Below are 13,804 nucleotides of genomic sequence, written 5' to 3'. Positions count from 1 at the left end.
GAATGTAGCCCCTGCGCATGGAGGTCCTGGCTGTCATCCTCACGCTGGTGGTCCTGAGCCTCGTCGGCTTCCGGCTGCACACCCACCTGGCGATCCACGAACGCCGGGTGGTCTCCGCCTGGGATCGGCTCGACACGTTGCTCACGCAACGCAACGGCCTGCTGCACATGATCGGCTTGGCCCAGCCCGATCCGCTCGTCGAGGTCCAGACCGCCGTCCGCGACCAGGAGGCCGCCCGACGTCGCGGGGATCTCCCCGCGCTGGCCCGAACCGAGCGCAGCATTCGAGCCACGTGGGACTCCTATCTATATGAATTATCAAAAGAAAACGAGTTACCGCCGGCGGTTGTCGGGCGCACACCGGAACGCGTTGCGGCCCTGGATCAGGCCATCACTGACGCCCTCGCGCGATACAACGCCGCGGTAGCCGACTTTTCCGCCATGCGCAGGCACTGGGCCTTGGGCCCCCTGGCGCGCCTCGCGGGCTATCGAGCCTTCGCTCCCATCGGCCCGCCGCCCGACTCGTCATCCTGAATCGGGACGCAAACCCCAGGGGGAACACCCTCCCGGGGATGCGGTCCGAATGGCATAATCCGCAGGCACTCGCGCCCGCGTGCCATGACCGGTTCGCGCGACCCTGGCTCACCCGACCCCTGGAGAGACCGTGTCCAATCCCCTGCTGCAGACCGACCGGCTGCCCGCCTTCCGCTCCATCGAACCCGAACACGTGCTGCCGGCGGTGGAAACCGTGCTGGTCGAGAATCGAACCGAGATCGACCGTCTCGTGGAATCGGCTGGTGACCGCCCAAGCTGGGATTCGCTGATCCGACCGCTGCAGGAACTGGACGCCCGTCTGGACGCTGTCTGGTCCCCGGTCGGCCACCTGAACGCCGTGATGAACGGCGCCGCGATCCGCGAGGCCTACAACGCCAGCCTGCCCCTGCTTTCCGACTATGGCAGCTGGGTTTCGCAGCATCAGGGACTGTACCGCGCCGTCCGTGCCCTGGCCGACAGCGACGAATATGGAGATCTCCCGGCCCCCCGGCGCAAGGTCCTGGACGACATGCTGCGCGATTTTCATCTCAGCGGCGTGGACCTTCCCGAGCCCCAGCGCGACCGACTGCGCGCGATCAACGCCCGGTTGTCCGAGCTCACTGCTCGTTTCGAGGAGAATGTGCTCGATGCCACCCAGGCTTGGACCTGGCAGACCGATGATCCCGCGGCCCTGGCGGGCATCCCCGAGTCGGATCGTGCCATGCTGGTCCAGAACGCCCGTGACCATGATCAGTCGGGCTTCGTCGTCACCCTCGACATCCCGAGTTACCTCGCGGTGATGACCCATGCCGAGGATCGCGATCTGCGTTACCGGGTTTATGAGGCCTTCACCACGCGAGCCTCCGATCGCGGGCCGGGGGCCGGCAACTATGACAACTCCGAGATCATGGTCGAGATCCTGCAGCTGCGCGCCGAAAAGGCAGGCCTGACGGGCTTCGCCCACTATGCCGAGCGTTCGCTGGCGACCAAGATGGCCACCAGCGCCGAACAGGTCGAAGGGTTCCTGCTGGATCTTGCCCACCGCGCACGCCCCCGGGCGGAACGCGACCTCACGGAATTGCAGAGCTTTGCGCGGGACGAGCTCGATCTGGAGACCCTGGAGGCCTGGGACATGGCCTTCGCCGCGGAGAAGATGCGCGAACGGCGCCTGGGCCTGAGCCAGGAGATGCTGAAGCCCTATTTCCCCGCCGACCAGGCCGTGAACGGCCTGTTCGGCCTGGTCCAGCGCCTGTTCCAGGTCCGCTTCGAGCCTGACGACAGCGTCGAGACCTGGCATGATGATGTCCGCTTCTACCGTATTTTTGACGCGAAAGGCGCGGAACGCGCCGGCTTCTACTTCGATCTCTACGCCCGCAAGAACAAGCGCGGGGGCGCCTGGATGGATGTCTGCCGCAACCGCTTTGTCTCGGGTGATCGCGCCCAACTGCCGGTCGCGTACATGACCTGCAACTCCACTCCCCCGGTGGACGGCAAGGCCGCCCTGTTCACCCATGACGAGGTGATCACCCTGTTCCACGAATTCGGGCATGGACTCCACCACATGCTGACCCGCGTCGACGAACCGGACATCGCCGGCATCAACGGGGTCGAGTGGGATGCGGTGGAACTCCCCAGCCAGTTCATGGAGAACTGGTGCTGGGAGCGCGAGGCCCTGGACCTGTTTGCCCGTCACCACGAGACCGGGGAGGCGATGCCCGAGGACCTCTACCAGCGTCTTCTGGGCACGCGTCACTTCCATGCCGCCCTGCAGCTGCTGCGCCAGGTCGAGTTTTCCCTGTTCGATATGCGCCTGCACGCCGGTCCGCCCCCGGGCGACGCGGCCGCCATCCAGCACCTGCTGGAGGCGGTTCGGGAAGAGATCGCGGTGGTGCATCCGCCGGAATTCAACCGCTTCGCCCACGGCTTTGGCCACATCTTCGCCGGCGGCTATGCCGCCGGCTATTACAGCTACAAGTGGGCCGAGGTCCTGTCCGCGGACGCCTTTGGCCGCTTCGAGGAAGAGGGCCTGTTCTCCCCGGAAGTCGGCGCCGCCTACCTGCACGAGATCCTCGAGGCGGGAGCCTCACGGCCCGCCGCTGATTCCTTCCGGGCGTTCCGGGGTCGTGATCCCGAGATCGATGCCCTGTTGCGCCACAGCGGCCTGGAGGACGCCGCGTGAAGATCGCCAGCTGGAACGTCAATTCGCTGAAGGTGCGCCTGCCGCAGGTGCTCGAGTGGCTCTCGAGCTCGCGCACCGACATCCTGGCGCTGCAGGAAACCAAGCTGACCGACGAGAACTTCCCCGTGGCCGCCATTCAGGATGCCGGCTACCAGGTGGTGTACTCGGGCCAGAAGACCTACAACGGCGTGGCGATCCTGTCGCGCACCGAGGCGACCGAGGTCGTCACCGATCCGCCCGGGCTCGAGGATGCCCAGCGCCGTATCCTGGCCGCCACCATCGGCGACATCCGCGTGGTCAACCTGTACGTGGTCAATGGCGAGAACGTCGGCACCGAGAAATACGCCTACAAGCTCGACTGGCTGGCACGCATGCGCGACTGGCTGGCCGACGAGATCGCCCGGCATCCGAATCTGGTGGTTCTGGGCGACTTCAACATTGCCCCCGACGATCGTGATGTCCACGACCCCGAGGCCTGGCACGAACGCATCCTCTGCTCCACGCCCGAACGCGAGGCCCTGGCGGCGCTCACCGGTCTGGGCCTGGTCGATACCTTCCGCGCCTTCGACCAGCCGGAGGCGGAGTTCTCCTGGTTCGACTATCGCGCCGCGTCGTTCCGCCGCAACCGCGGCCTGCGCATCGACCTGGTCCTGGCCAGCGCGCCACTGCAGGCGCGCCTGCAGGCCGCCGGCATCGATCGCGAACCGCGCTCCTGGGAGCGTCCTTCCGACCATGCCCCGGTCTGGGCGGAATTCTCCGACTAGCCGAGACCCCTCACCGGCCCGCCTGACCACTGGGAGCGACCCGTGAAGTACAAGGATCTGCGTGATTTCATCGACGGCCTCGAACAGCGCGGCGAGCTGCGTCGCATCACCCGCGAGGTGGACCCGAACCTCGAGATGACCGAGATCGCCGACCGCGTCTTGCGCGCCGGCGGCCCGGCCTTGTTGTTCGAGAACCCCACCGGATCCGACATCCCGGTTCTGGCCAATCTCTTCGGTACTCCCGAGCGGGTGGCCATGGGTATGGGCGAGGACTCGGTCGAGGCTTTGCGTGAGGTGGGACGTCTGCTCGCCTTCCTCAAACAGCCGGATCCGCCCAAGGGGTTGAAGGCCGCCTGGGAGCAGTTGCCGGTCTTCCGCAAGGTCCTGGACATGGCCCCGAAGAAGACCCGCGGGGCCGCCTGCCAGCGCCATGTGATCGAAGGCGACGCGGTCGACCTGTCGACCCTCCCGGTGCAGACCTGCTGGCCCGGGGACGCCGGGCCACTGATCACCTGGGGCCTGGTGGTCACGCGCGGCCCCGAGAAGTCACGCCAGAACCTGGGCATCTATCGCCAGCAGGTGATCGGTCGCAACCGGTTGATCATGCGCTGGTTGTCGCATCGTGGCGGCGCGCTGGATTTCCAGGAGTGGACCCGCGCCCATCCCGGCGAGCCGTTTCCGATTGCCGTAGCCCTGGGCGCCGACCCCGCTACCATCCTCGGCGCCGTGACCCCGGTGCCCGACACCCTGTCGGAATATGCCTTTGCCGGCCTGCTGCGTGGCAGCCGTACGGAGGTTACCCGTTGCATGGGTTCGGACCTCGAGGTGCCGGCGTCGGCCGAGTTCGTGCTGGAGGGGCATATCCACCCGGGCGACACCGCGCCCGAAGGCCCGTTCGGCGACCATACCGGCTACTACAACGAGGTCGACGAGTTCCCGGTGTTCACCATTGACCGGATTACCCACCGCGACGACCCGATCTATCACTCCACCTACACCGGCCGCCCCCCGGATGAACCCGCCGTCCTCGGCGTGGCCCTGAACGAGGTCTTTATCCCGATCCTGCAGAAGCAGTTCCCGGAGATCGTGGACTTCTACCTGCCCCCCGAGGGTTGCTCCTACCGCCTTGCCGTGGTCTCCATGCGCAAGCAGTACCCGGGCCATGCCAAGCGCGTGATGATGGGCGTGTGGTCGTTCCTGCGTCAGTTCATGTACACCAAATTCGTGATCGTGGTCGATGACGATGTGAACACCCGCGAATGGAATGACGTGATCTGGGCCATCACCACGCGCATGGACCCGGCGCGGGATACCACGCTGGTCGAAAACACCCCGATCGACTACCTGGACTTCGCCTCCCCGGTGTCCGGGCTCGGATCGAAGATGGGCATGGACGCCACCTCCAAGTGGCCGGGCGAGACGGATCGCGAATGGGGGCGGCCAATCGCCATGGACGAGGCGGTGAAACGCCGGGTTGACGAGATCTGGGATGACCTGGGGTTATGACGCGTGAGCCGCCGCGCTGTCCGGGCCGGTGGCTGGCTGCTGCCGGGCGTGCTGCTGGCTCTGGCCGGCTGTGCCGCCGTCCCGGAGCGTGACTCGATGCGGGCGGACTCAACCTCTGCCGAGCAAACCCCCACCGCGACCGCGATTGCGCCCGACCGCATCCGCCACTGGCCGGCCGATGCCCCGGCCGCGGTCGTGATCGCCCTGCACAGCTTCCGCGACCATGCCGGGGCGTATGCCTCCCTCGGTCCGTGGCTGGCCGAACGCGGGTACAGCGTTCACGCCCTGGATCAGCGCGGGCATGGCGCCAGCGAGCCGCATGGGCGCTGGCCCGGGATGCAGCCCGTGATCGAGGATGTGGTTGCGATGGTCCATGCCGCCCGCGCGGAGGATCCGGACCGGCCCGTCTTCCTGATGGGGGAGAGCATGGGGGGCTCGGCCGCACTGGCGAGCCTCGCGACGTATCCGGAACTCGATGTCGCCGGCGTGATCGCGGTGGCCCCGGGCCTGCGTGGCGGCATACCCGCGCGCGGGTTTTGGGACGCCGCGGTGCGCACCGGCGAGACCCTGGCCGGAGGCCTGACGCTCACCATCGACCCCGACTACGCCGACAGCCTGGATCCCGCCGCGGTGGAGCGATTCGCCAACGACCCGCAGGTCATCCGTCGAGTGCGGTTGGATACCTATGCCGGCGTGGTCTGGCTCGCGCAGTACGCCACCGATTACATCCACCACGTGACGGTCCCGGTAGTCTATTTGTGGGGCGAGCAGGACGGGACAATCCTGAAACCCTCGGTATGCGCCGCCGCCCGCGCGCACCCCGGGCATCGGGCGGAGGTCTGGACCGAACCGCACTGGCCGCACCTGCTCCTGCACGCCCCGGACTGGCCGACCACCGCCACCCGTCTGGTCGACTGGATGCAGCGGGTGACGGACGACGCACCGGGCCCGCGGGTTGCGCGGGCTCCCGCCGCCTGCGACTAGTCGCCCAGGTGGGCGCCATCCTCCGGCGCCGCCGACCAGGTCGCAATATCGCGGCCCATCGCCTGCACCGTGCGGCCGAGCACCGAGCACGACCCCTTGAAGCCTCCAAACGCACCGCCACCGGAGAAGCGCCGCGAGGTAAAGCTGGCCTCTTCCTCACCATCGCTGTAGAGCGTGCCGGCGGCCTCGGTGACCTTGCGATGGCCGATCCAGGCATTGCCGCCACTGACCGCGTCGGTCAGTTCCACCACCAGTACCTGACCCCCGGCGGAGGGGTCGACGCTCGCCTCGCGTTCGAAGCGCAGGCCCTGGTCGGCGCCATAGTGGGCGATGAACTCGGAGAACTGTTCCTCCAGGTTGCACTCCTGACGGATATTGCTGGCGATGGTGGCATCGGCACTGTATGGCACCGAATGGGCGACCCGGATCACCGGTGCGTCCGCCGGGACATCCGCGGTCGCGGCCGGGGCGTCGGCCTCGGCCTCCGCCGCGCGGTCGCTGGAATCGGTGGAACGGGTTTCGTTGGAGGCACAGCCTGTCGCGAGCAGCAGGCCGGCCCCGGCCGCAATCAGCAAATGACGCATGGCATTCCCTTGTCGTTTTTGTGGAACGTATCCGATTCTGCCCAACCCGCTCGCGGGGCGAAACCCCCAGGGCTGGTTTCCGCGAGATCTCCAACCGGGCCACCCGGCGGGATTGCGGTTGCTTGCGTTCCGCTTGCTACTGGCGAGAATGATCGGCTTTCCGCGACCGGGGGTTTCCATGGCGTTCGATGTCACCATTCAGCCCAGTGGCCACGTGTTCGAGGTCGAGGACGACGAGACCGTCCTCGAGGCCGCCCTGCGCCAGGGCTATGCGTTTCCCTACGGCTGCCGCAATGGCGCCTGCGGCTCCTGCAAGGGGCGGGTCCTGCAGGGCGAAGTCGATCACGGACCGACCCGGCCGCAGGGCATCACCGACGCCGAACTGGCCGACGGCATGGCCCTGTTCTGCCAGGCCGTGCCGGTCGACGATCTGGAGATCGAGGTGCGCGAGATCGGCGCCGCCCGGGATATCGTCGTCAAGACCCTGCCATGCCGTGTGGCGGAGCTGAATCGCCTCGCGGACGATGTGATGGAGCTGCGCCTGCAGCTACCGGCCACCGAACGCCTGCAGTTCCTGGCCGGGCAGTACCTGGACGTGCTGCTGAAGGGCGGCGACCGCCGCAGCTACTCGCTCGCCAACGCCCCGCATGACGATGCCCAGCTGGTTCTACACGTGCGGCAGATGCCGGGCGGGCGTTTCTCCACCATGGTGTTCGAGGAGCTCAAGCCCAAGGCCCTGCTGCGCATCGAGGGCCCGCTCGGCAGTTTCTTCGTCGACGAGGAATCGCCGCGGCCGCGCCTGTTCGTCGGCGGCGGCACCGGTTTCGGACCGCTGAAGGGTATGTTGGATCACCTGGCCGCGGAGGGGCTGGATCGGCCGCACCACCTGTTCTGGGGCGCGCGCGGGGCGGAAGGCATCTATGCCCCGGACTGGCTCACCCGAATGACGGACGAGCACGCCGAGTATTTCCGCTTCACGCCGGTCCTGTCCGATACCCCGGCCGAGACGGCCGCCGGTTTTGCCGCGGTCAGCGGCTGGCCGCACGACGCGGTGCTCGCCGAATATCCGGACCTGTCCGGCTTCGACGTCTACATGGCCGGGCCTCCGGCCATGATCCACGCCGCCCGCGAGGCCTTCCGCGCCGCGGGCCTGCCGCCGGAGCAGCTCTACTACGACAGCTTCGAACCGGCCACCCCGGCCGAGTAAACCCGCCGGCGTTCGCAGGGCTTGTTCACCACGAAGCGCACGAAGGCACGAAGAAATTCAAGGGCGAAAAGCCTGAACAGGAAGACGCGAAGACAGGAAGATTTCTTGGGGGCATCAGAGAGTTCCCTGACGCTGGTGCTTGCAAGGCGTTGATCGTTTGGTCAACGCCCAAGCTGTAGAACCTTCCGATCTTCCAGTCTTCCTGTGAAAGGCTCTTGTCGTGGTGGATGATCAGGTGCGGTTCGTGCGTAGTTGGTCTGCCAGGCGGTGGACGGCGGCCAGCATGGCGGTGTCGGTGGGGTCCTCGGCGGTTTCCACCGCGGCCTTGAAGCCGAGTTCCCGCGCGATCTCGGCGATGCGCTCGCTGCCGACCACCAGCGGGGTCTTGCGCAGCCACATGCGGCCCAGCTTGCCGACCATCTCGTAGAGGTTGCGCAGGCCCTCGCCACTGGTGATGGTGATGATGTCGATTTGCCCGCGCGAGAAGGAATACATCAGTTCGCCGGTATCGCCCTCGGGGCGTCCGCGGCGGTAGGCCTCGGCAAAGGTCACCTCGGCGCCGCGTTCCTTCAGCGTGTCGCCCAGCAGCTCGCGCCCGCCGTCCCCGCGGAAGATCACCACGCGCTTGCCGGCCACGTTCTGCATGGCCTCCTGCGCCAACAGCGCCTCGCTGTCGAAACGCCGCGGGGGCAGGATATCCGCCGGGCGACCGAAGCCCTTCAGCTCCTGCGCGGTGCGGTTGCCGATGGCGGCGATCTGCGTGGTCGCGGGCCAGTCGCGTTCCGCCAGTGCCAGGTTGAGTACGCGCTGCACCGCGTTCGGGCTGATGAACACCGCGATGTCGAAGCGGTCCAGCCGCTCCAGGATCTCGCGCAGGTTGGTGGGGTCGCTGGGGGCCAGGATCTCCAGCACGGGGAAACGGATCACCGTTGCGGCCTCCGCCGCCAGCGCCTCGCAAAAGGGCTCGGCCTGGGCGGCCGGGCGGGTCACCAGGATGCCGAGGCCGGCCAGCGGACCCTGACCCTCGGTGGCCACGGCGTTCTCGTCTGCGGATGCGGTCATGCGTCTACCCCTTCGTGTCCTGGCCGTGTTCGCGGTGGGCGGCCGCGAGCAGTTCACCCGCCCCCAGTTCCAGCAGCATGTCCGCGAGGCGAATCCCCAGGGCTTCGGCCTCGCCGCGCGGCCCGTTTACCTGGCGGCGCAGCAGGCGGCTGCCATCCACCGCGCCCACCAGTCCGTCCAGGTGCAGCTGGTCACCGTCCAGCGTGGCATGGGCCGCCAGCGGCACCTGGCAGCCGCCCTCCAGACGGCGGTTGAAGGCGCGTTCGGCACGCACGCGGTCGGCGGTGTCGGGGTCGTTGAGAGGCGCAATCAGGTCGCCGATCGCGCGGTCGCCCGCGCGGCATTCGATGGCGATGGCCCCCTGGCCGACCGCCGGGAGGCTGACGTCCGGCTCCAGGCAGGAGCGGATGCGTTCGTCGAACCCGAGGCGCTTGAGCCCGGCCGCGGCCAGCAGGATCGCGTCGTACTCGCCGGCATCCAGCTTGCCCAGGCGCGTGTTCACGTTGCCGCGCAGGTCGCGTACCTCCAGGTCCGGCCGCCGGGCCCGCAGCTGGCACTGGCGGCGCAGGCTGGAGGAGCCCACCCGCGCACCTTGCGGCAGCTCGTCGACATGGGCGTAGCGGTTGGACACGAACGCATCATGCGGGTCTTCGCGGTCCAGGATCACGGGGAGTTCCAGCTGCTCCGGGAGCTCCATCGGCACGTCCTTCACCGAGTGCACCGCGATGTCGGCGCGGTCCTCCAACAGCGCGATCTCCAGCTCCTTCACGAACAGCCCCTTGCCGCCGATCCGGGCCAGCGGCGAGTCCAGCACGCGGTCGCCCTGGGTGGTCATGCCGACCAGTTCGACCGGGCGCTCGGGTTCGCGGGCGCGCAGGCGGGCGGCGACATGTTCCGCCTGCCACATGGCAAGCGGGCTCTTTCGGGTGGCGATGCGTACAGGCTTCATGGGTTGTCCGGGCGAGCCACGGCGCGGGCGGCCGGGCGTTCAAAACGCACTAGTATAACGATCATGGCGGTCGGCCCCGAATCCCGCGCGTTTCCCTGGCCTTGATCCGCCGGACGTCCGGGGCGGGCCAGGTAGTCAGGTGCCGTTGCGCAGGTACTCGCGCACCCGTGGGAGCTGGCGGCGGCTGATCGGCATCGGGTCCAGGTCGTCGTGGAACAACAGGCGGTTGTCGGTAGGTCCGAGGGTTTCGATCCCCTTGATCGACGCCTTCACCGCCAGGCAGCCGCGGTGCACCCGCAACAGCGCCGGGCCGTAGAGACTCTCCAGATCCCGCAGGCGGCCATCCACAAAACCCGCCAGGCGCGCGGAACGCGCCATCACGTAGCCGCCCTCGGCGATGAAGATATCGACCCGCTCCAGCGGGACGCGCTCCTCGCGCCGACCCACCGTGATATGCACCTCGTTGGGAAAGGTTTCGACCCGCCCCTGCTTCTGTTGCACCGCGCGCTGCAGCGCCTGTTCCAGCCGTTCGCGGCGTACCGGCTTCAGCACATAGTCGCGCACCCCCGCCTCGAAGGCCTCCAGCGGGAAGCGATCATGGGCGGTGACCAGGATCACGGTCAGCCCCGGGTCGGCGGCATGCAGGCGCCGCGCGAGCTCCAGCCCGGTTTCGCCGGGCATATCGATATCGAGCAGCAGGGCATCCGGCGTGTGCTCTCGCAGGCGCGTCTCGACCTCACCGGCGTGCGCGGCCTCTGCCACCACCCGATGCCCCAGCTCCCGGGCCAGGGCGCTCAGGCGCTGGCGGGCGATGGGTTCATCGTCGGCGACTAGCAAGTCCAGTGGGCGGTCGTTCATGGGGTTCCCTCCCGGGTCGCGAGGGGCAGCCGGATGCGGACCTCGAACGCCCCGTCGCCCCCGTCGGTTTCGAAGTGTACCCGCTCGCCGAAGGCGTGCTGCAGCCGCAGCCGCACGGCCTCGGTGCCGGTCCCGGTACCCTCGCCGCGGGCCTGCGCGTCCACGCTGTTACCGAGGATCAGCGTCACGCGGCCCGAATCCATGCGGCAGCGTACCCAGATGCGGCCCGCTCCGCGCGCCGGGGCGATCCCGTGCTGGATGGCGTTCTCCGCGAGCGGCTGCAGGAACAGCGTGGGCACCAGCACGTCCAGTCCGGCATGGTCGGGACAGTCCCAGTCCAGTTCCAGGCGTTCGCCGAAGCGGGTCTGCTCGATCCCGAGGAAGGCGCGGACCAGCTCCAGCTCCTCGCGCAGCGAGTGGCGGTCCCCGGTTGCGAAGGTGGCGCGGAACAGGTCCGCCAGATCCAGGGTGATCTGCTCCGCCCGTTCCGGGTCACTGCGGCACAGGCCGGCGATGGTGTTCATGCTGTTGTAGAGAAAGTGCGGGCGCAGGCGGGCGCGCATCGCCTGTTCGCGGGCCGCGGCCACGGCCCGGGTCTCGCGCTGCCAGGCCGCCTGCAGGTAGAGGTAGTGCATCGCCACCAGGCTGAGGATGGTCGCCACACCGATCACCGGCCAGCGCAGGGCCGGGTCGGCCAGCACCAGCTCCTCCGCCAGACCATAGACGATGGCCGTGTTGGCGATGGGCACCAGCGGCGGCAGCACGATCTGGGCGATCAGGGGGAGCCGGTGCAGCGGGCGCTTCAGGGCGCACAGGATCAGAAGGCTGGTTAGCGCCACCCAGAAGATAAACAGCGCGTGCAGCGCCAGGGCCGACAGCCAGTCCTGCCCCCCGCCGCGCAGCAGCGCGATCGCCAGCGCCAGCAGCACGGCCACCATCAGCACGCGCAGCAGCGTCTCGGCGCTGCAGAAGTCCGGCAGCGGCGACAGCTCCCCGTTGGTCTGCCTGGCGGAGTCCCCCTGGGCCATGCGTCAGTTGCTCCCCTGGTACCGGGCCTCGTTCCGGGGACGTGGTCGTGCCATGTTCACCCCCCCTTTGTGCCCGTATACTTCCGTGTCTTTCCAAGTCCCTTCAGGAAGCACCATGACGCAGGATTCCCCGCACGACAAGCCAGCCGCCACACCCGCCGCCTCCGGCGAGGCCAAGCTGTGGGGCGGACGCTTCTCCGAGCCGACCGATGCCTTCGTCGAGCGCTTCACCGCCTCGGTGGATTTCGACCGCCGTCTGTATCGCGAGGACATCCAGGGCTCCCAGGCCCATGCACGCATGCTGGCGAAGGTCGGGGTGCTGACCGACGCCGAGGCCGCGCAGATCCTCGAGGGGCTGGACGCGATCCGCGACGAGATCGCCGCCGGTGCGTTCGACTGGCAGGTCGGGCGCGAGGACGTGCACATGAACATCGAGGCACGGCTGATCGAGCGCATCGGTGACGTCGGCAAGAAGCTGCACACCGGGCGCTCGCGCAATGACCAGATCGCCACCGACATCCGGCTGTGGCTGCGTGCGAGCATCGACGACATCCTGCGCCTGATCCGCGGCTACCAGGACGGTCTGGTCGCCCTGGCCGAACGCGAGGCGGAGACGGTGATGCCGGGCTTCACCCACCTGCAGACCGCGCAGCCGGTCACCTTCGGCCACCACATGCTGGCCTGGTACGAGATGCTGGAGCGCGATGCCGAGCGCCTGCGTGACGCGCGTCGTCGGGTGAACATCCTGCCGCTGGGCGCGGCCGCGCTGGCCGGTACGCCGTATCCGCTGGATCGCGAATACACGGCCGACTTGCTGGGCTTTGATGGCGTGACCCGCAACTCCCTGGACGCCGTCTCCGATCGTGATTTCGCCATCGAATTCACCGCGGCCGCGGCGACCCTGATGATGCACCTGTCGCGCCAGGCCGAGGAGCTGGTGCTGTGGACCAGCGCCCAGTTCGCCTTCATCGAGCTACCGGACCGCTACTGCACCGGTTCCTCGATCATGCCGCAGAAGAAGAACCCGGACGTGCCGGAGCTGGTGCGCGGAAAGACCGGCCGCGTCTATGGCCACCTGATGTCCCTGCTGACCCTGATGAAGAGCCAGCCGCTGGCCTACAACAAGGACAACCAGGAGGACAAGGAGCCTTTGTTCGACACCGTCGATACCCTGCTCGGGTCGCTGCGCGCCTTCGGCGACATGGTGCCGAACCTCGAGGTGCGGCGGGAGAATACCCTGGCCGCGACCCGCAAGGGCTTTGCCACCGCGACCGACCTGGCGGACTACCTGGTCGGACGGGGCGTGGCCTTCCGCGACGCCCACGAGGTGGTCGGCCGGGCGGTGCGCATCGCCCAGGAACGCGGGGTGGATCTGGCGGAGCTGCCGCTGGCAGAGCTGCAGGCGATCAGCCCGGCGGTGGGCGAGGATGTCTTCGCGGTGCTGACGCCGGAGGGCTCGGCGGCGGCGCGCAACCTCACCGGGGGGACCGCCCCGGACCAGGTCCGCCGCCAGGCCGCAGCGGCGCGCGAACACCTGGCCGCGCTGGCCCGCGCGGATACCTGACGCAGAGGGCCTTGCCGGACGGACACGGGGAGAGCGCGACCCCGTTCGCCGCGAGCCTTACCTGCGATCCAGCGTGGACTCCAGCACTTCCCAGTGCACGTTGCCGTGGACGACCTCGTAGGCCAGCAGCAACTGGCCATGCGCGGAGTCACCCTCGAAGTTCGCCAGCACCCATTGGTGGTTGAGTACGTGGATGCCGTCGCGGCGGAAGGCGTATTCCTCGCCCGCCGGGGCCTCGTGGGGGATCAGGTCGGTCTGCGGCATCAGGTCGTCGGCCAGGCGCTCATTCGGGCGCACCATGCCGCGGCGTTGCAGGTCCTGGATGTGGGCGTTGGTCAGACCCAGTTCCACCGGGCGCGGGACTTCGTGGCGGGTGTACTGCTGCAGTTGCATCTGCGCCTGCAGCAGGTCGCGGTTGGCCTCCGACAGATCCTGTTCCAGACCGTTGCCGCGGGCGATGTAGATCGCCAGCACGACCACGAAGAACAGCATGAAGCCGAGCCACACCAGGCGTTCGCTGGTCTTCAGGTTCTGCGGCTTGGGGTTGTCTTGTTCGGACACGGGGCTTGCCTCCGGGATGCATGCG

General features: G+C 68.2%; 13 protein-coding genes. 7 read left to right on the top strand and 6 right to left on the bottom strand.

Going from position 1 to position 13,804, the window contains the following annotated elements:
- The first annotated feature begins 17 nt into the window (after nucleotides 1-17).
- The 5 genes from H609_RS0107500 to H609_RS0107480 all read left to right on the top strand — a co-directional run bounded on the left by H609_RS0107500 (nucleotide 18) and on the right by H609_RS0107480 (nucleotide 5,966).
- Complete coding sequence (locus H609_RS0107500) at nucleotides 18-533, top strand: hypothetical protein (protein WP_028484674.1); 516 nt, start codon at nucleotides 18-20, stop codon at nucleotides 531-533.
- 130 nt (nucleotides 534-663) lie between these two features.
- Complete coding sequence (locus tag H609_RS0107495; protein ID WP_028484673.1) at nucleotides 664-2,712, top strand: M3 family metallopeptidase; 2,049 nt, start codon at nucleotides 664-666, stop codon at nucleotides 2,710-2,712.
- Nucleotides 2,709-3,476: an exodeoxyribonuclease III gene (xth, locus tag H609_RS0107490; RefSeq protein WP_018876797.1), complete on the top strand. Its 768-nt coding sequence runs from the start codon at nucleotides 2,709-2,711 to the stop codon at nucleotides 3,474-3,476. Before H609_RS0107495 ends, xth begins: the two co-directional genes overlap by 4 nt.
- 42 nt (nucleotides 3,477-3,518) lie before the next feature.
- Nucleotides 3,519-4,982: a 4-hydroxy-3-polyprenylbenzoate decarboxylase gene (ubiD, locus tag H609_RS0107485; RefSeq protein WP_018876798.1), complete on the top strand. Its 1,464-nt coding sequence runs from the start codon at nucleotides 3,519-3,521 to the stop codon at nucleotides 4,980-4,982.
- 3 nt (nucleotides 4,983-4,985) lie between these two features.
- The gene (locus tag H609_RS0107480) at nucleotides 4,986-5,966 is read left to right on the top strand and encodes an alpha/beta fold hydrolase (RefSeq protein ID WP_028484672.1); all 981 of its coding nucleotides are present in this window, start codon (nucleotides 4,986-4,988) and stop codon (nucleotides 5,964-5,966) included.
- Here H609_RS0107480 and H609_RS0107475 read toward each other — a convergent pair.
- Nucleotides 5,963-6,550, bottom strand: a complete 588-nt coding sequence (locus H609_RS0107475) for a hypothetical protein (protein ID WP_018876800.1) — start codon at nucleotides 6,548-6,550, stop codon at nucleotides 5,963-5,965. The genes H609_RS0107480 and H609_RS0107475 overlap by 4 nt on opposite strands.
- A gap of 178 nt (nucleotides 6,551-6,728) precedes the next feature.
- Between H609_RS0107475 and H609_RS0107470 the strand changes: the two genes are divergently transcribed.
- A complete protein-coding gene (locus H609_RS0107470; RefSeq protein WP_018878233.1) occupies nucleotides 6,729-7,757 on the top strand; it encodes a CDP-6-deoxy-delta-3,4-glucoseen reductase in 1,029 nt (342 codons plus the stop codon).
- Nucleotides 7,758-7,988: 231 nt separating this feature from the next.
- Here the strand turns inward: H609_RS0107470 and H609_RS0107465 are convergent, their stop codons facing one another.
- The 4 genes from H609_RS0107465 to H609_RS0107450 form a co-directional block, all read right to left on the bottom strand.
- Nucleotides 7,989-8,819, bottom strand: coding sequence for a uroporphyrinogen-III synthase (locus H609_RS0107465; RefSeq protein ID WP_028484671.1), 831 nt, complete (start codon nucleotides 8,817-8,819; stop codon nucleotides 7,989-7,991).
- Between the two features lie 4 nt (nucleotides 8,820-8,823).
- Nucleotides 8,824-9,768 carry a hydroxymethylbilane synthase gene (hemC, locus tag H609_RS0107460; RefSeq protein ID WP_081619296.1) on the bottom strand — a complete coding sequence of 315 codons (945 nt, stop codon included), beginning with the start codon at nucleotides 9,766-9,768 and terminating at the stop codon, nucleotides 8,824-8,826.
- A 135-nt stretch (nucleotides 9,769-9,903) separates the two neighbouring features.
- Complete coding sequence (locus tag H609_RS0107455; RefSeq protein ID WP_018867595.1) at nucleotides 9,904-10,626, bottom strand: LytTR family DNA-binding domain-containing protein; 723 nt, start codon at nucleotides 10,624-10,626, stop codon at nucleotides 9,904-9,906.
- Nucleotides 10,623-11,654, bottom strand: a complete 1,032-nt coding sequence (locus H609_RS0107450) for a sensor histidine kinase (protein WP_028484670.1) — start codon at nucleotides 11,652-11,654, stop codon at nucleotides 10,623-10,625. The genes H609_RS0107455 and H609_RS0107450 overlap by 4 nt, the downstream gene beginning before the upstream one ends.
- 115 nt (nucleotides 11,655-11,769) lie before the next feature.
- On the opposite strand from H609_RS0107450, the gene argH reads away from it, so the two are divergent.
- Nucleotides 11,770-13,218, top strand: a complete 1,449-nt coding sequence (gene argH, locus H609_RS0107445; RefSeq protein ID WP_028484669.1) for an argininosuccinate lyase — start codon at nucleotides 11,770-11,772, stop codon at nucleotides 13,216-13,218.
- Nucleotides 13,219-13,275: 57 nt separating this feature from the next.
- Here argH and H609_RS0107440 read toward each other — a convergent pair whose 3' ends face one another.
- Nucleotides 13,276-13,779 (bottom strand): hypothetical protein, encoded by a 504-nt coding sequence (locus tag H609_RS0107440; RefSeq protein WP_018867592.1) that lies wholly within the window; start codon nucleotides 13,777-13,779, stop codon nucleotides 13,276-13,278.
- Between the last annotated feature and the right edge of the window lie 25 nt (nucleotides 13,780-13,804).

The organism is Thioalkalivibrio sp. ALE17 (assembly GCF_000425605.1).
In the GTDB taxonomy this organism is placed as follows: domain Bacteria; phylum Pseudomonadota; class Gammaproteobacteria; order Ectothiorhodospirales; family Ectothiorhodospiraceae; genus Thioalkalivibrio.
Note: the sequence above shows the minus strand (reverse complement) of the source record. Positions and strands in the feature narration are given on the sequence as shown.

Coding starts and splice junctions, on each gene's coding strand:
- H609_RS0107470 (WP_018878233.1), top strand. CDS start 6,729: ATGGCGTTCGATGTCACCATTCAGCCCAGTGGCCACGTGTTCGAGGTC.
- hemC (WP_081619296.1), bottom strand. CDS start 9,768: ATGAAGCCTGTACGCATCGCCACCCGAAAGAGCCCGCTTGCCATGTGG.
- H609_RS0107465 (WP_028484671.1), bottom strand. CDS start 8,819: ATGACCGCATCCGCAGACGAGAACGCCGTGGCCACCGAGGGTCAGGGT.
- H609_RS0107455 (WP_018867595.1), bottom strand. CDS start 10,626: ATGAACGACCGCCCACTGGACTTGCTAGTCGCCGACGATGAACCCATC.
- argH (WP_028484669.1), top strand. CDS start 11,770: ATGACGCAGGATTCCCCGCACGACAAGCCAGCCGCCACACCCGCCGCC.
- H609_RS0107450 (WP_028484670.1), bottom strand. CDS start 11,654: ATGGCCCAGGGGGACTCCGCCAGGCAGACCAACGGGGAGCTGTCGCCG.
- H609_RS0107500 (WP_028484674.1), top strand. CDS start 18: ATGGAGGTCCTGGCTGTCATCCTCACGCTGGTGGTCCTGAGCCTCGTC.
- H609_RS0107475 (WP_018876800.1), bottom strand. CDS start 6,550: ATGCGTCATTTGCTGATTGCGGCCGGGGCCGGCCTGCTGCTCGCGACA.